The organism is Salinivibrio sp. SS3, from assembly GCF_001722105.1.
Lineage (GTDB): Bacteria > Pseudomonadota > Gammaproteobacteria > Enterobacterales > Vibrionaceae > Salinivibrio > Salinivibrio kushneri.
The window spans coordinates 192,336-209,621 of the sequence record NZ_MEBQ01000043.1 but is presented as its reverse complement, the minus strand read 5'-3'; the positions used below and the strand labels follow the sequence as shown (position 1 = coordinate 209,621).

Sequence of the window (17,286 nt, the reverse complement as noted above, 5' to 3'; positions counted from 1 at the left end):
GTTAACAGATGGAATTCGCTGATAAGATGACTTTTCAATACCTAACGCCCAATACGATCCGTGATTGGAGCGTCAGGCACCGTGAGCGAACGCCTTGACAATCACTATAACGACAATCATATTGGATGTATATAAGTCAAATATTGTTGACATGGTGAGCGCAATGAACCGATCTATTTTAGATGCAGTCATGAACGCAGAAGGTATCGTTGAACCAAGCAAAATGGCCGCGTTCTTTCATACCAACTTGAAAGAAATTGCGTCGTTGTCTGGATTGCCTTATTCCACGTTAAGCCGCACAGAACGATATTCAACGATCAAGGCACAGCAACAACTGCGTAACTGCACAGAAGTGATCAACCGCATCCTGCCGTGGACGGGAAATGAATTTCATGCCTACGCATGGTATCGGAGCGAGGGGCTGTCAGAGTTTGGCGGATTAACCGCAGAACAACTGGTTAAACACGATCGAATGGACGCACTGAGAGCCTACCTTAATCATACGAGCGAAGGCGGTTATGCATAAAGAAAGGCTGCAGGAATACCTATTCCGCTTTGAAGGTGCGGTATTTCGTGGCCATAACCCTCGCTGGTCATACGCGCCTAACAGTGGGGAAGGAGCAAGACGCAATGGTGGGCGCTTTAACCCCAAAAGCGTTGCCGCGCTATATACCTCATTGTCTCAATCGGGTGCATGGGTCGAGGCTCAACAGGGATTTCGTTTTAAAGCGCAGCCTTTGACAATATGTCAGTATGATGTCGACTGTGACAATGTACTCGACCTGACCGATGAAACAGTGCTGCTAAACTGTGGCATCAAGCCCTCAACACTCAGCTGTGCCTGGTTAGATCAAGTGACCCAGAACCAAACCCCCGATAGTTGGCACTTATCGAAACAGCTCATCAGTGCAAAGGTCAACGCCATTATTGTGCCCAGTTTTGCGCGTGGCGCCACCCGAGAGATGAAAAACATCGTATTTTGGCGATGGCGTGATACGCCACCCAACATGGTTAAAGTGATTGATGACTTTGAACGGCTGCCGCCATCACCTTACTAGCGCCACCCGCCAAGGTAAGTGAAGCCCCAGTGTTTGCCAAAATAGCTTGGTATAACCCGTAAAGCCGTTCCGTCTGGCTCATCACCGCGCGCTTGAAGCATCTCAGGTCAAGCGGAGCATTTGAACTGAGTGGGTTAAAGAAAGTGGTGATTAGCTATTTTATGGTAAATATCGTTTATGGTGAACGATAGATAAGCATAAATACACGTCGCTAAGTAGGGCGAAAATCAGCCAAGTTGCAGAGTAAAAAGTAGTACACGCTAGTTGTAAACTGTTGATGAGGTAGTATCTTGTACGAAAATCCTGTAAAGCAAGTGAGTGTACATGACTATTCTTCACGCTGAAGATGCTCTTAGTTTATTAAGGCAAGGAAAGAGCGCTTGGAACAACTGGGTTCTTAAAAATCGTCGAGCAAGTATAAGCTTCAGAAACTTCGACTTCTCCACTCTGGAAGAAAAAGAGATTGACTTTAAACACTTAACGTTTCCACAAGGTGAGCTGGATTTTTCTGGAGCTAACTTTTCTGACAAGATCATCAATTTTTACTCGTCAAAGTTACACTGCAAAAAAATATCTTTTTTTCGTTGCCAAACAGACGGGATTTTAATATTTTTAATGTCAAGAATAAGAACAGAAAAAATGGAGTTTTCATTTTTAAATTCATGTGGACAAATAATATTTTTAGACGCATCTGTTGAAGTGTCTCATTTGGATTTTTCCAAGTCAAAACTAGACTCATCTACTCTATTTCTATGGGGAGTAGACTTATCAAAATGCTTTATTGACTTAAGAGATTCCACCATAAAAAACTCCGAGGTGACACTTGAGCATGCAAGCTTGAGCTCAATAGCTTTTGATGGAGCAAAGATGAGCGCGTCTTCTCTTAACTTTAAAGCTTCAACCTCTAGCCAACATGTAAGTCTCTCAGACATCAGTGTCGAGGAGCCACTAAAACAATTATCTTTCCGGCATGCATTTATCGAGAAAGGATTAGAGATAACATCGCCAGACAACTTAGGATTGGTTCCCGATTTTGTAGGTTCAAAGATTGAAGGGAACTTCGTTTTCAATCATGAGAACCTAAAATTAGAGAGAGAAAAAAAGTTTCTATTCTCAGTAGCCAAGAACCGAAGCGATGGTGAGAGACTCTGCCGATTGAAAGAGGTTTCAGAATCAAACAAGGATCACAAGCTTTCTCTTAAACTTTTTCAAATGGAAATGCAAGCAAGGAGGTGGCAAGACAAAAAAATACTATCGGGATTATTAGACGCTACTTATGACACCGTGTCAGATTATGGACAAAGCATTATAAAACCGGTTACTATCCTATCTTTTTTGATATTAATACACTCTTTTTATTTAACCAGTTTTAACTTAGAAAATATAGATAACGCAGCATTGCTTTCAATATCTAAAGCAGTGCCTTTTGTTAGTGGAGCAAAGGACACTGTCGACTATATTTCACCTTTATTTCAAGGGAAAACCAATAACTTCGTAAGTATCATTTACTCTATCTTATGTTACGGATCCTTATTTCTAATTGGTTTGGGAATTAGAAACCGATTTAGGCTGTAATTTCGGTTTTCTCTTTGAAAAAGTATATTAGGCTCTCGTTAACGGGAGCCTCGAATTTTTACTTGTTAGTATTTAATCGCTTTTTATTTCTCATCAATAATCTATAACTATCATCGCTTTCTATCATCTTAGGAATGGTTAACTCGTGGGTTGTAAACTCTCGTCCGGTAGGGATGATAAGTCGCTCTCCCTTAACACGAAAACCCGACCACGACTTATCCGTGGGTAAAAAGCCACGATGTAAAATGAGTAGTAATCGAGCCTGAGCAACCGGCCTGCGATTGCTTTTTGTATAGCGGTATAGGGTAGGAACAGAACACCCCAAGTAGTCCGCAGCTTCTTCCATGTCATCAAAATGATACTTCAACAGATCAGTAAGTTGGCGGTTAAGATAACCGCACGCGGCTAACTGCTCTGAAAACTTGATCCGCTGTAATCGCTTTTTAATTGTGATCTATCTCTCAAAAATCATTAAAAAACTAAAAAGTGATGATTTAGGCCTTTTTGAGCTGTTTGGCGCTCAAAGCCGAGAATCAAGAGGTTTTTACTTGTTACTAAGCGATTAGTTAATGATAAATACACGAAAATTCATATATAATTCACTGTTTTTATTGACAAAATATATTTAACATAACATAGATAATGCGCACTATGGGTTGGTTTGTTAACATACAGCCGTAACACTCAGTCCATTGCGTAAATCTTCTCAACCTGACTAATGTCTTTCCCGTTCCAAATCATTTCTGCATGGAAGCATTGGATGACGTCGCTAACCACTTGTGGCGTAGACATCGCCCAACAAACCTTCCCTTCATTTCGCACTGAGTTGTAGAGGATCCCTGTTAATGTATCATCTTGCCGAACCTGACGACCAAGCGCCTGTGCCGCGGAGTAATCAATAAGGTCGTAGATTGGATCTGTCATTGGCTTATCGCGCACATCAATCACTTTATCGTCATCAAATGTGAAACGAAGCGCCCTAAACACCAAGCGATCATAATGAAGCCCATTAACATCAGTCCAATACTTGCGCTGGTGATACATGACTTCCTTTAGAGCGGTTTGTTCGGTGTCGCCGATATACAGCATTCCAAAGCTGCCATCAGCAAAACGCGAACCATCACGATTAATGTGAGTAAAGGCAGCGACAGCGTAGCTACGCCCACGCTCACAGTGGTACGGGATTTCTTCCGGCTTAATCAGGGAAACATCGCCCACTTCATCGCGAATACGTGGATTCGTCAATGCTTGCAGTTGATACATCACCTCAAAGTCCTCAGGGTTGAGGACATCATCAAACAAGTCAATCGTCGGGTACTTAGACGGAATGAGCCTATATCCTACCGCTTGATTTTCTCGAGCATTCAGCATTTTATCCCCACTGACCTGAACGTAAAGCGTCAACACGACAAAACACTTCGTAGAGATCAGCAAATTTGCCGCTACTCATAATAGATAAAGGAGTCCGCCCTTCGAAGTAAGCGTTTTTGTTCTCCATAGACATGAATCCCTGAACGTTCTCTTGGTTATCGAAGATAATTCGAAGACTACCGTGGATGTTTGCGATGTAGCTTAAACGCTCAAGCTGATCATCATCCATAGATATCGTGTCTGGGTTAGCCTTGTACTTTTGGAACGTAGACCTTGGTATGCGAAGAATTCGTTGCATGTCTGCGCCGGTGCATCCCCATCCTTCCATTATGTTTACAGCAGCCTTGAAGCCGACCTGAGCCATTCTCTTCTTGTCTGCCGCTTTTAGTGCTTTTGCTGCTGTCATATCATTCACCATTTCATCTTTGCACACTCTCATTATGGACCTAATGTTTAATTTTGTCCACAATGAGACATAAGGCCTTACACAGCTCGCGACATTTTTTCGTCTTGGGTTGACCAAACCTCGCACCCGAATCAACGCCCTAACAGACCACGCTTGATGTCATCGTATAGTATGTCTTGATACATTAAACAGCGGCGCGCTGCCACACCTCACCTCGCTTGGATTGATTGGTATAACGATGTCCGATAAAGTGCTGATAATACGTCGTCAATGCGAGTGAGCTTTATGATAAAAACAGCTTTGGTGGGTTTTGGCTTTTCTGCTAATACATTTCACGTTCCTTTTTTGAGTGCAATCTCTGAGTTTGCGATTTCAGCTGTTGTATCCAGTAAACCCGAGCAGGTTGCACAGCGGTTACCTAAAGCGGCCTGCTTTGATGATCTCAGCACCTTACTCACCCAACAAACCCCGGATTTGGTGGTGATCACCACACCCAACCATCTCCACTACCAACATGTTAAACAAGCATTAGAAGCCGGTTGTCATGTCTTAGTGGAAAAGCCTTTTGTCACCAATAGCCGTGATGGTCTCGAGTTAGCAGAGCTGGCCAGGCAAAAAGGCTTAGTGTTGTGTCCTTACCACAATCGACGTTGGGATGGGGATTTTATCACCCTAAAAGGCTTACATCTCGCAGGTGAGCTTGGCGACATCAAAGTCATGCACTCTAGCTTTAATCGCTACCGCCCAGAAGTCCGCCAACGCTGGCGTGAGCTACCAGGTGAAGGTGCCGGTATCTTGTATGATTTGGGTTCACATTTAATTGACCAAGCACTGCACTTATTAGGGGAGCCGAATGCGGTTTCCGCCAGTTGCCGCGCACTCCGCCCCGGCAGTGAAACGACTGACTACTTTCAGGTGACTCTGCACTACCCAGACAAAGAGGTAATTCTTTCCTCAAGTCCCTATCGATCTGGCACCACAGAGCGTTTTGTTGTTCATGGTGAAAAGGCAACCTTCAGTACCGTAGGGCTGGATATTCAAGAAGAGCAACTACGCGCTGGCTTGATGGTGACTGTCTCTGGTTTTGGTGAACAAGCGTATCAAGGGATGCTCGAAGTAGGTGACAGCGTCACACCTGACCCGCTTACGCTTGAAGATGGCCAATACCACCGCCTATTTGACGGGCTAGCTCAGGCAATTACCAATGATCAACCCTCGCCTGTTTGCCCCATCTCCGCAAGCAAAGTTATCTATGCTATTGAGTTGGCACAAACAGCCTCCGATACAGGCACTCGCCAGCCTTGGCAGTTCCAAGACTAACTACCTTTAAAAGATTAAACCTAGCCTAGTCACATCATCGGTGTGACTAGTATTTTTCATTCAACTATTTAAAGTTATAGTGCATTATAGTACGAAAAATAGCCCAGGATATGGCTGGGCTATAAAATAGAGTCGCTTTAGGCGATGGTAAACTGATAGACCATCATCAACAGGAGCAACCAAAACACAGAAACACGCCACCTGATGAGCGCAATCAAACCTAGCGCTATCGGCAACAAATCAAGCGGTTGTGTATAAGCAGACACCCACACTGGTTGATACAGCGCGGCGGCGAGCAACCCCACGACACTGGCATTAATGAGGCTGATAGCGCCGGCTAGGCGTGGCTGTGTCTTCACCGCCTCCCAGATAGGTAAAACACCAAACATCAGCAATGCGCCAGGCAAGAAAATTGCGATAGTGGCAATAATACTGCCCCAAAGCGGTGACAAGCCATCAATACTGGCGCCAAGGTAGCTCGCCATCGTAAACATAGGGCCAGGCACAAGCTGTGCTGCCGCGTACCCTTCAATCAACGCAGAGTCTGTGACAACGTCACTCACTATAGGCTCGAGCAAAGGCAGCACGACATGGCCACCACCAAACACAAAGCTCCCTGCCTGATAGAAAAGATTAAACACTTGTACCCAAAGTGTCTGGTTAAACAGCCAAGGCACCGTTAGCAATAATAAAAACAGGCCAATAATACTGGCACTACGACGCCACGCAATAGATACGGCAGTGTGGCTCTGTTGCGGTTTTGCAAACCCTATCGCGCCAACCATGCCAGCAATCAAAATAGGCAAAATTTGGTACAACACGCCTGAAGGCGTCAGTAACAACCAAAGTGTCGTTATTACCGCGACAACAGCACTCGACCACGAGGCGATAAATTTTTTACCCATCGACACCGTGGCATCAATCACGACCAACACCGCCAGTAACTTTGCCGCACTGATGATCGTCGATACCCAGTCTGACGCTTGTCCACTACTGTTTAATACCGCCGCCGCCGTCAATAAGGCAAAGGAAGGGAGAGTAAACGCCACAAACGCGCCGAACGCCCCCAAGTATCCTGCACGCTGATAGCCAATATACATGCCTAACTGACTACTCCCCGGGCCAGGTAAGAACTGACTCATTGCCAAGCCCGATGCAAATGTCTCTTCACTGAGCCAGCGCTTATTTTTGACGAAAACCCGCTCAAAATAACCCACATGGGCGGCAGGCCCCCCAAAGGACATACAACCCAACAAAAAAAACTGCTTGATTAACTCAATCATTGTTTACCTCCTACCACGAGTGTACGCAAACAGAACAATGAACAAAAACAGACCATTTTGATTTTATGAATCGATTAAATTAATAAATAAAGGCGAGGCAGCGCTGAACAGAATCGCTGTGTAACTTTACAACACAAATAGGAGTAAGCACTTACAACTCAGCACTCTTCATGTTTACTGAGAGAAACAATCATTATTTTTATTTTTAAAACATTGGTTTATAGTTTTATAGGTTTGTCGTAAAAATAACAGTGATAGGCTCATGTATCGTTCATAGGGGTAGAAAAGACGTGCCATCATTGACGCATCGATGTCACAATGTGCACGCATTTAATAAAATACACTCGACATGGTATAAACCGTTTATCTTTGATGAATACGCATGAGTGACATTGTCACACACATTCCTGACCACCGACGTTATGTGGTAGTCTCACGCTATTGATGAAATGGATGTGCGTAGAATGCTCGATTACCTTCAACAAATCGTTGTGCTAGCCGCTGTTGCACAAGAGCAGCACTTTACTCGCGCAGCAGACAGGCTGGGAATTTCGAAGTCTCAGGTCAGCAAACAGGTTCGCTATTTAGAAGATCGCTTAGGTGTGCAGTTGGTGCAGCGCAACACCCGCTCTGTTTCCCTTACCGAAGTCGGTAGCAGATATGCGGAGTATGGCAGCCAGTTGATCGCTACCTTGGACGAAGCGGAAGCGATGGTGGCAGGCTATCGCAATGAAGTGACAGGCAAACTTAAGATTGGCGTCGCACAGTCGTTTGGCAATACCTTAATGACGCGTCATTTCGCTAAATTCCGCCAAACTTACCCAGCGCTTAACCTCAACATTAATCTTTTTGATCACCGCCCTAACCTCGTCGAGGAAGGCTACGATTGCTGGGTCGCGATTCATGAACATCCTCCAGAAGGCATGGTGGCGCGGAAGCTGGCTGATTGCCAATTTAAACTGGTCGCGGCACCCGGTTATCTAGAAGCGAGAGGCATCCCAAAACAACTGGTTGATTTGCGGCAGCACGATTGCATCACCTATCAAAGCCGTGAGCGCCGTTATGATAAATGGCCGTTTATGAAAGCAGGCATGGAGCAAGTGGTGCATGTCAGTGGCCAGTACACAATTAATAACGCACCCGCGGTACTCGAGGCGGTTAAAGCGGGACTCGGCATTGCCTATTTGGCTACTTACCTTATTAACGAAGAAATAGAAAAAGGTGAACTCATTGAGCTATTGCCTGAATGGCAACCTTGCCTTGAGCTGCCGATATACATTGTGTATCCAAGACGCAAACACCTTGCGCCCAAAGTGAGAGAGTTTGTCGATTTTATGCTGCAAGAAGTCGGCGATCCGCCGATTTGGGATCGCCACCATAAATGACGCTGTCACTTATTATTTTCTGCTGCGAGAGGACTGTCCTGATTGATATTGTCTGAGCTTGTTGCACACTGATTGAGCACAGGGTTAGCGTACATTTCACGCAAATAGTCACGCGCCGCTTCGGGGGCCTGGGCAAGCTTCTGCTCATAGAGGCGCTGCTCAGCTGGCGTGACACTGTCATGTTCTACCCCAGCGGCAATATAATTAGCCGGGTATAAACGGTATAACTGGTGGATTTGCGCATCAATTTTTGCGGCCATTGACTCGGGTGTGTCTTGTGACAGGGTCACAGGCTCACCAAAGGCCACGTGCACATGCCGTTTGTCACCGACAATCCCTTTCACGATGGTTTGAATGTCTTCAAACTCGCTTTTTTCGTAGGCGCCAAGGCGGTTGACCGCGTCTAATTCAGTTGCTTTGTCCAGATCGCATGGATCGTTTTGGTAGGAGATGGCGACAGGCACCACATTAAGCGCTTCCATATAGCTGTCAAAGTCTTGCTTGCGTTTTCGCCCTTCCATGAAGAACATTTTTAAGATTGCCGGATCCGTGACATCTTGGCCCGTCTTGGCTCGCCCCTCTCGCTGAGCAATCCAGATCGACTGACCCTCATCGAGGGATAAGCGCAAATAACCCGATAACTGTGATAATGACTTCATCATTTCACGTGGTGCTTTGGCTGAGCGTTTGACAATAAAGCTTTTGTTAAGCTTCATCAGCTCAGTCGCACACGGTTTACGTAACAGGTTATCACCGATAGCGATTCTCACTGTATCGAGCCCCTGTTGGTGCAAGCACCAGTTTACTAGCGCAGGGTCCATCGCAATGTCTCTGTGGTTGGAGACAAATAGGTAGGCTTTATTCGGATCCAGTTTTTCTACACCAGAGACCGTGACTTTATCACAGGTTGTTTTAATCATCTTGCGCATATAGCTGGCGACATGCAGTTGGACATCCTGCACTGTTTTAATATTGCTCCACTTTTTAGTTAGATACAATTTAAGAGCAGGCTTTAAAAGCCAACCAAGCGGACCAGACGCATGCGGATAGCGATAAGATAGAATCGCATTGATAAACTCGTCATCTTGGATGAGTCGCTGAATTGCACTGGGAACTTCGTCGTCATGATAAGGACGAATCTCTTGATAAGGATCGTTAACTGTCTGCACTTTCTTCCATTATATCGAGTAAAAACCGCGCCATTCTACGCAGTCAACAAAGGATTCAAAGTGAACCCACCGAAATTTTACACAGGTTGGAGGTCAGACCTTCAGCCTGGTTAAGAGTTCCCTTTACCGTCATTGACTTGACCTCAACAGCAAAAGTGCTCACCATTGCCGCCTTATTACATCGAGACACTGTTATGAAGACCACGAGCGAATACACTCTTTATCACACACCCTCATTGATATTCACCCCTCGAAAGCGCCGCTACACAGCGAACCTGCTTTATGTTGAGGACGGTTTGGTGCTTGTTCGCTTAGGAAAAACAGATATCCCTGTCTATACCGGTCAGGGGTTCTGGCTACCTTTTGAGTGCCTTCATGCATTGACCATCACGCCCAATACCCGTTTACACCAATTGGCCGTATCGCCACGCACACAACATCCCCTCCCTGAGAGTGTGGGACATGTTGTGTTGTCCCCACTACTGGCCGCTAGCTTAATGGAGCTTGGCACGCCAACAGCATCCGTGTTGACGGCAGCGCAATCGCATCACATTCAAGCCGTGATACTTGACCAAATCACGCACCTCGCGCCGACCCAGCAACTTGATGCACCCACCCAAGCGCTGGCAGATTGTACGGCATTTGCCCAAACAGGCCAGCCGCCGGTGAGCACAGCGCAACACTACCAATTACAAGCGCTCACTCAGCTGACCATTGCACAACTGCAAGAGTATTTTACCGTTCGACAGCTAAGAGCAGCGATGAAGTCTGGTAAAACATGGGAGCGCGCGGCTGAGTCAGCTGGAGTCTCCACGGCCGACGCTGACACCCTGTGCACTCGCTATGCCTGTGTGTTTGAAAGCTAAACGCGAGCACTGTTAAAAACGCACCGATAGGCCGCTAGCGACAAAATACGGCTTCGCTCAGCTGTGCTGCGATCGTCGGGGTGGTGAGATCACCCACCGGTAAGCCTTGTGCGAGTCGTTCACGAATATGTGTACTGCGCACTACCACCTTCTCAGGCATCCCCAATACTGACCAGCGCGAGAGTATTTGCGCGCTATCGGCAAACTGGTCAAATTTGAGCAAGTTATCAGGACCAACAACGAACGTGAGTGCCGCGTCAGGATAATCGTCCTGTAACGCAGAAAGCAGCATGTGTGTTGTGACAGCGTCACCTTCTCGCCCTAACGATGCCTCTCGCTGACACAAGTGTAGATTCGGTAAGCGCAAATCTTGAATCAATGCCTGTACCCACCCGCATCGTGTCTCGTAAGGTGCCATCATTTTTCCCCATGCATGTCTATAACTCGGCACGAGCAGCACCTTGTCAAAATGACACAATTGCGCCAGAACAGACGCGTGACCTTGAGTGGGTGGATTGAATGCGCTGCCAAATACGGCTATTTGCTCTGTCATTATACGCTCTTCACCAAGTCATTCTCGTGTTTAGGGATTATGCGAGATGATGCCATGAATTTGACCAAAAGCCTAACCTATCACCATCAGGGTGAGGAGATTCACTTGCGCTATACCCAAGCCAACAGAGATCATGCACAATAACTCACAGTAGAGTCTTCATTGACATTGTATGCCAGAGTGATTGAGAGGAACCTAAGATGGAACACCAGATCCGCGAAGAAATGCGCGTCCAATCCAATATCGACCCAGAAACGGAGATCCGTCGTCGCATCGCCTTTATCAAAACTATGTTGCAACGTTCCGGGACACGTAGCCTCGTGTTAGGTATCAGTGGTGGTGTCGATTCGTCGACATGTGGACGACTGGCACAGTTAGCGATTGAAGCGCTTAACCAAGAAGCAAACAAGGATCACTATCAATTCATTGCGGTCAGATTGCCCTATGGCGAACAAAAAGACGAAGACGAAGCGCAACTCGCCCTGTCTTTTATCAAGCCGAGCAAAACCGTCACGGTCAACGTTAAGCCGGGGGTCGATGGTAACCACCAATCAGTTTTAGATGCCGTGTCTGCCGTAGGCTTACGCCCCGATAGTGACAGCCGGGTTGATTTTGCCAAAGGCAATGTCAAAGCACGCGCAAGAATGATGGCGCAATACGAAATAGCAGGATTAACACAAGGGCTCGTCATCGGGACTGACCATTCTGCCGAGAACATCACGGGGTTCTATACTAAGTTCGGCGATGGTGCGTGTGATCTTGCGCCGCTCTTTGGTCTAAGCAAACGACAAGTGCGTCAACTCGCCGCCACATTGGGGGCACCAGACGTCTTGGTAAATAAAACGCCCACCGCTGACTTGGAAGACTTATCACCGCAAAAAGCGGATGAAGAAGCGCTGCAGCTGACCTATGAGCAAATCGATGATTTTCTTGAGGGTAAGCCGGTTGAAGACGCGGTTAAAGAGAAGATTATTCAGGTTTACCAAGCCACACAGCACAAACGTCAACCGATTCCGACAATTTATGATCTCGATAACTGATTGATGAACTGAGGCGTTAAAAGAAAAGCGTGTCTGGCTTAGCCTGAGTCAAGAGATGGATGCGTGCAGTTGATGATCTGGGTGCCGGTCTGCTTGTTGGCCGGCATCAATCAGGCCATCTAACTCACGCCAAAGGTGATCACATAACCCTCGTCGATATACGGCGACCCGGAAGCCTCCATGCTCACGTTGATATTGTAAAAAACGCGGTGGGCTATGCTCACTACTGGCAATCACATTGGCTAAACGGTCACACGTTTTTACCACTAATGCTAACCACGCGGCTTCATCGCTCGGATCGAGTGCAATCAAACGTTGGTTTAAGGCGCGCTTTCTCTCTTCCCGACTGGGCCGTCGGGGATCCGTCACCAGCATCACAGCTCTAGCAACGGTTGGGCCGAAAAGTGCTGAGATTTCGTCAACACGTGTGGCGGTATCTTCCAGAATGTCATGCAATTGCGCCACAATGCGTGCTTGCTCCCCAAAGGGCGCGGCAATACGTTCAACATGATCAAGGTGACAACGATAAGGCTGGGCTCCATAGCGTTGCAGTGCGTGCCGCACCCTTGCCCACTCGCGCGCCTTTTCAAGCCGATTGCTCATCCGACACTCCTTTTACTGCTCTCCTTTAAATAAATCAGGGATTGGCGGAATTGTAAATAAAAAGACGATTTGTTTGTAACTTGTCTCACTCTTCAGACGAAGAGGCTTGAGCGGCTTGCGAACGTATTTCATTGGCAACCTGCATAATCGCTTCGCCACTGCTCATCCCTTCTGCCATCAGCGCATGAATGCGCTCTGCCGCTTCTTGCTGTTGTTCATGGTTTAACGTGACGCCATCAAACATAGGTGGGGCTCTCTTGGTAGTCAATCGTGATCAAAAAAGGCAGGCCATTTTAGGGCCTGCCTTTTCATTTGTCATCCCAAATGCAGCGTTAGAACGTAAACGCCAGCTGTGCCGATCCCCCATAGCTGTTGCTATCGATAATGCTGGCAGCAATATCGAAGTTAGCGACACCAAAGGGAGATAAGCCTAAGCCGAGCGTAAACGCATTATCGACGTTATCTTCAAGGTCTGCACGGTAACCAGTACGTAACTGCGCATGGCCAAAGGCATCAAATTCTGCCCCAACTCGGAAAAACTGGGTGTCATCGTCCACATTCAGGGTACCTTTAAAGCCCTTTTTCTTGTTCAAATCCAAATCCGCCGCGAGGGTGACAAAGTCAGATACAAACGCTGAACCCAGCGTGACTTGCGGCTCAAGTTCATAGGTGAAACTGTGGCCTGTTCTCGCGCTAGTCACAGTATCGACATCTTGGCTAACCAAATTCTTACCGGCAAGCCCCACCCGATAAGGGCCCGATTGCCAAACAGCGCCAAGATCAAGGTTAAACGTGTTGTCCTCTTCACGGTAGCGGCTGTCATCCCAATCATCTGTATCGTAATCGTCGACCGCGACGCCGTAATTATAAGTAGTGATCCGTTGCAGTTTTGGCGTCACACCCACCGCGACGCGCTGGCCGGCAATATCAAGGTTGGTCGCCAGTGCTACCCCTAATTCACCAATACCGGCGGCAATGATCGTCGCATTTGAATTGGGGTTGGAGGTGAGGCCAAAGTCACTGGTGTCGATATCGGGTAACACCGCGCCTTCAATTAGCCCCGATGTATAAAGAGTGGCAGAGACAGAGCCTGTGGGAATCCCTACTGCCGCGCCTAAACCGGCATCCAGATACGCTTTATCACCTTGCACCGCTCGTAATGATTGTTCAATTTGATTGGCATCGTTAGTATCAAAGGCGTCTGCCACATCATCGAGTCCATCGACGAGTTCATCGGGATCACGCACCTCAGCGCCGAGATAAGGCACGAGGACACCAAACGCGCTCTCTGGATCGAGCGCCGCCAGAGCCGGGTTATGAAAGCCAGCAGAGAGATAATCCCCCGATGCCACACCCACTCCGCCCATGGCATTGCCACGCGCATCGGTTGGATTGGTCGCGGCCATCACACTGGCAGAGCAAGTGGCTAACGCTAGAACAAGTGCTTTTGTTTTAAAAGTCATTGAGCAGCCTCTATATTGTTTGTTTCGCAACTAACAGCAAGGATAGAGGCAAAAACGAATGGGTGGAGAGCCCTCACTCAAACCTGTGAGCTTTATCAAAATCCCACACGCCTAAACGTCGCTTTACGGATTATCAGTCTCAGGCGCAATCGCCTCAAGGGCCCCTGGCTCCAAGTCCGGCAAATCAACCGCACGCCCGATGCGTTGCACTTCTTCAATTGACAGCGCTCCCTGCCAGCGCCGCTCAATCAAGGCAACACTGAACCAATACTGGCCATTGGGGACATCCAGCATAGGTAACTGAGTCGGCAGTCGTTTGTGCTTCTCTGCCGACCAAATCGGTGCACCGTCAGTTTGGTTTTGCGGATAAAGGTTCAGCGTCAAGAAAGGACGCTGACAGGTTGAGTTAAAATCATCAAAAGGCGCAATGTGCCAGCTACGAGTGTCTTTCCAACTTAGCGTTTGACGCGGCTGAGGCTGTGTCAACAATAACCAGCTAGACCATGTCTCTCCAGCCACTGACTGAGCGGTTAACTGATAGAGCCCTTCAGAAACTGGCTCTGATAGCCCATCTTTCACAAGGCGCCAGCGGTGTTGCTGCTCTGCCGATAAATCGTCACTGATGACGGTTTCGTCGGGCCATTTTTTCATCGTAAAGGCGTCAACGCCAAGCTGCGACTCTCCCGCGACTTGGACGCGATAGTAAACGCGACTGGTGGTCTGCACCGTTTCTCGACGAATGGACACGTTGCTTAACCAATCTGGCAATGTCTGACGGCTCAAGCTGCGACCACAATCTTCGGTAATGGCCAGTGCCAATAGCTTAGCCAGGTGATTCTGACGCGACGCTGAAAGGCTAGGCTGTTGCCAAGCCTCAATCATCGATTCGACACTCGCCGCGGTTTTCCCCTCTAACAGGCGCTGATGGGCACTGGTTAATGCATCATTGCCGTCAAACCATGCTGCCTGCGTGCCACCAGCACCCAGTGTTGTTGCGAATAGACCAAAGAGAGCGCATTTTTTCATCATGCTTTCATACGGTAGCCAACGCCACGCAAGGTTTCGATATTGACCGAGGGTAGCTTCTGGCGCAGCTGTAATATGTGTGTATCGACGGTACGAGTCGTCGGGTAATGGTTATAGCCCCACACTTGATCCAATAGTTCATCACGCGTGAATACGCGTCCGGCATTTTTAGCCAGAAAGTGCAAAAGATCGAACTCAGTGCGCGTCAAGGTCATCTCTTCGTCACCACAAAAGACGGCTCGACTCGCGGTATCGATACGCACATCATTGATAACGATGTCATTGCTTGAGACTTCTACCTCCCCCACAGGATGACGAAGGTGCACACGCACTCGCGCGAGCAGCTCTGCTTCGGCAAAAGGTTTGGTGATATAATCAGTGGCCCCCGAGTCCAACCCGCCAACACGATCGCGCACCGAGACCATGGCTGTCAGTAAAATCACAGGAATAGTTTTAAGCTTATTCCAATCCGCTAGCCACTCAATTGAATCCCCTTCTGGCAATTGACGATCGAGGATCACGAGATCAGCATCGCGCCATAATTCGGCCACTTTTGTCGCGTTCTCTGCATATAAGCAGCGGTAGCCTGCTTGTTCCAAGCTTGCCAATAACCCGTCAGCCAGGTTGGCATCATCTTCAACCAGAAGTAACGTCGCTTGCGTCACAATGAATCTCCAAAGTAAATGTGGTGGGTGGGCCAGATAAAATTAACTTTCCCCCCATTCGCTCAATCATGGATTCTACAATCGTCAGCCCCAGTCCAAGTCCACTTTGGCTGACAAACGGTTTACGTATATGTTTCCAGTCCTTGGCCGTCAGTTCCCCTTGATCGCGTATCGCGATCGTAAAACGATCCTCAGACACGTGAGCATGAACATCGACAGGTGCTACGCCATATTTGACCGCATTAGCAATCAAATTGTTCAATGATGTTGTTAACCAATAAACATTCGCTCGCACCGCCCCATCTTGGCTTACGTGTAACGTAACTTGGTGTTCGTCGCAAATATAACCCAACCACTCTTCAACAGACGGAATTGTCTCTTTACTGAGAGGCTTCTGGTTGGATTGTAAATAATCTTTACTTGCCTCCGCCAATTGTTTTAGACGTCGCGAATCCTCGCAAAGCCGGCGGAACTCCTCATAAAAATCATCGGGTAGACTATCAAATTTGCGCCGAAAACCCTCCACTGTCATGGATAGGCTCGCAATCGGGGTACGAAGCTCATGAGTGAGGATTTGCAACACCAGCATACGCTCTTGCATCAACCGGCGCTGCACTGTCCAGCGGTTAAACGCCCAACCGCCCAGTGCAACGAGGTTGATAATAATTAATGTTCCAACCAAGTAGGGCCAATAACTGGGCGCTTTTTCTTCGTTCCAACAAATGTTGCCCACCCGCGCCAAACAGAAGTCTTGCTCTCCTCGAGGGGTGATCCTTAAATCAAACTCGGCCAGTAATGGCTGCCATTGCGAGGCTTGGTATAAATGATAATAACTGCCAACGCGCACCCACATCTCATCCTGACTGATTAACGATTTAGCGCCGCTATTTAAGGCATCAACGGCATGAGACTCCATCCGCTGCAATCGCCCCAACAAGCTATCGGGTTCTGCTTGAGGTCGCTCTTGAATATGAAAGAAGCGCATTAATTCGCTACGCCGCTCGGGAAACTGCTCAGCATATTTTGCCGCGTAACTCCCCCCACCGGGATGAATAAAGCCAGACCGCGAGAACCACGCCACAGGAAGCTGGGTGTGATTACACATCGCGCGCGTAAACACCAACGGTTCGGTCACTTGCGGATTAACAGGCCACGGCCCTTGGCATTTTTGTGCGGCTTGATAGAGGCGGCGAATGTCTTTTAACGGGTATTGAGCACTCTGCGGCAGCAAACTCTTTGGGCTGAGCAACACACGGGGGAAAGCACGGTTAATGCCGATCAGGTTGTAGCGAGCGACAGGATCGGCAAGTAATAACTGCGCACGAAAGGCAGTCATCTGCTCTGAGAACGTGCTCGCGGCCAAGGTTGGCCAGCCAGCCAATGTGAGAGTGAGTAGCAGCAGAATTCGCATGATCGCAAGCTTATCATCAATTTTTATCAAAATGTCAGTACCGTGTAAGTTCCATCATTCCTCGCTTAATCAAGACACGCCAAAAAAAAGAG

19 protein-coding genes are annotated in these 17,286 nt (G+C 47.7%); 7 read left to right on the top strand and 12 right to left on the bottom strand.

The window, feature by feature from the left end:
- Positions 1-163: 163 nt before the first annotated feature.
- The 3 genes from BGL48_RS12745 to BGL48_RS12735 all read left to right on the top strand — a co-directional run bounded on the left by BGL48_RS12745 (position 164) and on the right by BGL48_RS12735 (position 2,633).
- Positions 164-526, top strand: a complete 363-nt coding sequence (locus tag BGL48_RS12745; protein WP_069362987.1) for a hypothetical protein — start codon at positions 164-166, stop codon at positions 524-526.
- The gene (locus tag BGL48_RS12740) at positions 519-1,058 is read left to right on the top strand and encodes an RES family NAD+ phosphorylase (protein WP_069362986.1); all 540 of its coding nucleotides are present in this window, start codon (positions 519-521) and stop codon (positions 1,056-1,058) included. The genes BGL48_RS12745 and BGL48_RS12740 overlap by 8 nt, the downstream gene beginning before the upstream one ends.
- Positions 1,059-1,382: 324 nt before the next feature.
- Complete coding sequence (locus tag BGL48_RS12735; protein ID WP_069362985.1) at positions 1,383-2,633, top strand: hypothetical protein; 1,251 nt, start codon at positions 1,383-1,385, stop codon at positions 2,631-2,633.
- 58 nt (positions 2,634-2,691) lie between these two features.
- Here the strand turns inward: BGL48_RS12735 and BGL48_RS16635 are convergent, their stop codons facing one another.
- The 3 genes from BGL48_RS16635 to BGL48_RS12725 all read right to left on the bottom strand — a co-directional run bounded on the left by BGL48_RS16635 (position 2,692) and on the right by BGL48_RS12725 (position 4,410).
- Entirely contained in the window at positions 2,692-2,979 is a 288-nt protein-coding gene (locus tag BGL48_RS16635; RefSeq protein ID WP_083238601.1) for a DUF3653 domain-containing protein, read from the bottom strand.
- A 338-nt stretch (positions 2,980-3,317) separates the two neighbouring features.
- A complete protein-coding gene (locus BGL48_RS12730; protein ID WP_069362984.1) occupies positions 3,318-4,004 on the bottom strand; it encodes an RES family NAD+ phosphorylase in 687 nt (228 codons plus the stop codon).
- Position 4,005: 1 nt separating this feature from the next.
- Positions 4,006-4,410 (bottom strand): MbcA/ParS/Xre antitoxin family protein, encoded by a 405-nt coding sequence (locus BGL48_RS12725; protein ID WP_069363158.1) that lies wholly within the window; start codon positions 4,408-4,410, stop codon positions 4,006-4,008.
- Positions 4,411-4,695: 285 nt separating this feature from the next.
- On the opposite strand from BGL48_RS12725, the gene BGL48_RS12720 reads away from it, so the two are divergent.
- Complete coding sequence (locus BGL48_RS12720; protein ID WP_069362983.1) at positions 4,696-5,730, top strand: Gfo/Idh/MocA family oxidoreductase; 1,035 nt, start codon at positions 4,696-4,698, stop codon at positions 5,728-5,730.
- A 137-nt stretch (positions 5,731-5,867) separates the two neighbouring features.
- Here BGL48_RS12720 and chrA read toward each other — a convergent pair whose 3' ends face one another.
- Positions 5,868-7,013 (bottom strand): chromate efflux transporter, encoded by a 1,146-nt coding sequence (chrA, locus tag BGL48_RS12715; protein ID WP_069362982.1) that lies wholly within the window; start codon positions 7,011-7,013, stop codon positions 5,868-5,870.
- 464 nt (positions 7,014-7,477) lie between these two features.
- Between chrA and BGL48_RS12710 the strand changes: the two genes are divergently transcribed.
- The gene (locus BGL48_RS12710; protein ID WP_069362981.1) at positions 7,478-8,398 is read left to right on the top strand and encodes a LysR family transcriptional regulator; all 921 of its coding nucleotides are present in this window, start codon (positions 7,478-7,480) and stop codon (positions 8,396-8,398) included.
- Between the two features lie 5 nt (positions 8,399-8,403).
- Here BGL48_RS12710 and BGL48_RS12705 read toward each other — a convergent pair whose 3' ends face one another.
- A complete protein-coding gene (locus tag BGL48_RS12705; protein WP_069362980.1) occupies positions 8,404-9,567 on the bottom strand; it encodes a lysophospholipid acyltransferase family protein in 1,164 nt (387 codons plus the stop codon).
- A gap of 194 nt (positions 9,568-9,761) precedes the next feature.
- Here BGL48_RS12705 and BGL48_RS12700 point away from each other — a divergent pair, with 194 nt between their 5' ends.
- Complete coding sequence (locus BGL48_RS12700) at positions 9,762-10,433, top strand: hypothetical protein (protein ID WP_069362979.1); 672 nt, start codon at positions 9,762-9,764, stop codon at positions 10,431-10,433.
- A gap of 34 nt (positions 10,434-10,467) precedes the next feature.
- Here BGL48_RS12700 and BGL48_RS12695 read toward each other — a convergent pair whose 3' ends face one another.
- Complete coding sequence (locus tag BGL48_RS12695; RefSeq protein ID WP_069362978.1) at positions 10,468-10,986, bottom strand: nicotinate-nicotinamide nucleotide adenylyltransferase; 519 nt, start codon at positions 10,984-10,986, stop codon at positions 10,468-10,470.
- Between the two features lie 200 nt (positions 10,987-11,186).
- On the opposite strand from BGL48_RS12695, the gene nadE reads away from it, so the two are divergent.
- Complete coding sequence (nadE, locus tag BGL48_RS12690) at positions 11,187-12,026, top strand: ammonia-dependent NAD(+) synthetase (protein WP_069362977.1); 840 nt, start codon at positions 11,187-11,189, stop codon at positions 12,024-12,026.
- A gap of 48 nt (positions 12,027-12,074) precedes the next feature.
- Here nadE and BGL48_RS12685 read toward each other — a convergent pair whose 3' ends face one another.
- From BGL48_RS12685 to BGL48_RS12665, 6 genes are all read right to left on the bottom strand, one after another.
- Positions 12,075-12,629, bottom strand: coding sequence for an HD domain-containing protein (locus BGL48_RS12685; RefSeq protein ID WP_069362976.1), 555 nt, complete (start codon positions 12,627-12,629; stop codon positions 12,075-12,077).
- A gap of 85 nt (positions 12,630-12,714) precedes the next feature.
- A complete protein-coding gene (locus tag BGL48_RS16050; RefSeq protein ID WP_077487001.1) occupies positions 12,715-12,873 on the bottom strand; it encodes a YoaH family protein in 159 nt (52 codons plus the stop codon).
- An 88-nt stretch (positions 12,874-12,961) separates the two neighbouring features.
- Positions 12,962-14,092, bottom strand: coding sequence for a conjugal transfer protein TraF (gene traF, locus BGL48_RS12680; RefSeq protein WP_069362975.1), 1,131 nt, complete (start codon positions 14,090-14,092; stop codon positions 12,962-12,964).
- 123 nt (positions 14,093-14,215) lie between these two features.
- Complete coding sequence (locus BGL48_RS12675) at positions 14,216-15,118, bottom strand: DUF2861 family protein (protein ID WP_241827423.1); 903 nt, start codon at positions 15,116-15,118, stop codon at positions 14,216-14,218.
- Positions 15,118-15,783 (bottom strand): response regulator transcription factor, encoded by a 666-nt coding sequence (locus BGL48_RS12670; RefSeq protein ID WP_069362973.1) that lies wholly within the window; start codon positions 15,781-15,783, stop codon positions 15,118-15,120. The genes BGL48_RS12675 and BGL48_RS12670 overlap by 1 nt, the downstream gene beginning before the upstream one ends.
- On the bottom strand, positions 15,755-17,194 hold the full coding sequence (locus BGL48_RS12665; protein WP_069363157.1) for a DUF3404 domain-containing protein: 1,440 nt from the start codon (positions 17,192-17,194) through the stop codon (positions 15,755-15,757). The genes BGL48_RS12670 and BGL48_RS12665 overlap by 29 nt, the downstream gene beginning before the upstream one ends.
- Between the last annotated feature and the right edge of the window lie 92 nt (positions 17,195-17,286).

Excerpts from the sequence above, each read along its gene's own strand:
- BGL48_RS12675 (WP_241827423.1), bottom strand. The coding sequence starts at position 15,118 with ATGAAAAAATGCGCTCTCTTTGGTCTATTCGCAACAACACTGGGTGCT.
- BGL48_RS12725 (WP_069363158.1), bottom strand. The coding sequence starts at position 4,410 with ATGACAGCAGCAAAAGCACTAAAAGCGGCAGACAAGAAGAGAATGGCT.
- BGL48_RS16635 (WP_083238601.1), bottom strand. The coding sequence starts at position 2,979 with ATGGAAGAAGCTGCGGACTACTTGGGGTGTTCTGTTCCTACCCTATAC.
- BGL48_RS12740 (WP_069362986.1), top strand. The coding sequence starts at position 519 with ATGCATAAAGAAAGGCTGCAGGAATACCTATTCCGCTTTGAAGGTGCG.
- chrA (WP_069362982.1), bottom strand. The coding sequence starts at position 7,013 with ATGATTGAGTTAATCAAGCAGTTTTTTTTGTTGGGTTGTATGTCCTTT.
- BGL48_RS12710 (WP_069362981.1), top strand. The coding sequence starts at position 7,478 with ATGCTCGATTACCTTCAACAAATCGTTGTGCTAGCCGCTGTTGCACAA.
- BGL48_RS12700 (WP_069362979.1), top strand. The coding sequence starts at position 9,762 with ATGAAGACCACGAGCGAATACACTCTTTATCACACACCCTCATTGATA.
- BGL48_RS12720 (WP_069362983.1), top strand. The coding sequence starts at position 4,696 with ATGATAAAAACAGCTTTGGTGGGTTTTGGCTTTTCTGCTAATACATTT.
- BGL48_RS12730 (WP_069362984.1), bottom strand. The coding sequence starts at position 4,004 with ATGCTGAATGCTCGAGAAAATCAAGCGGTAGGATATAGGCTCATTCCG.
- BGL48_RS12745 (WP_069362987.1), top strand. The coding sequence starts at position 164 with ATGAACCGATCTATTTTAGATGCAGTCATGAACGCAGAAGGTATCGTT.
- traF (WP_069362975.1), bottom strand. The coding sequence starts at position 14,092 with ATGACTTTTAAAACAAAAGCACTTGTTCTAGCGTTAGCCACTTGCTCT.
- BGL48_RS12665 (WP_069363157.1), bottom strand. The coding sequence starts at position 17,194 with ATGCGAATTCTGCTGCTACTCACTCTCACATTGGCTGGCTGGCCAACC.
- BGL48_RS12695 (WP_069362978.1), bottom strand. The coding sequence starts at position 10,986 with ATGACAGAGCAAATAGCCGTATTTGGCAGCGCATTCAATCCACCCACT.
- BGL48_RS12735 (WP_069362985.1), top strand. The coding sequence starts at position 1,383 with ATGACTATTCTTCACGCTGAAGATGCTCTTAGTTTATTAAGGCAAGGA.
- BGL48_RS12685 (WP_069362976.1), bottom strand. The coding sequence starts at position 12,629 with ATGAGCAATCGGCTTGAAAAGGCGCGCGAGTGGGCAAGGGTGCGGCAC.
- BGL48_RS16050 (WP_077487001.1), bottom strand. The coding sequence starts at position 12,873 with ATGTTTGATGGCGTCACGTTAAACCATGAACAACAGCAAGAAGCGGCA.
- nadE (WP_069362977.1), top strand. The coding sequence starts at position 11,187 with ATGGAACACCAGATCCGCGAAGAAATGCGCGTCCAATCCAATATCGAC.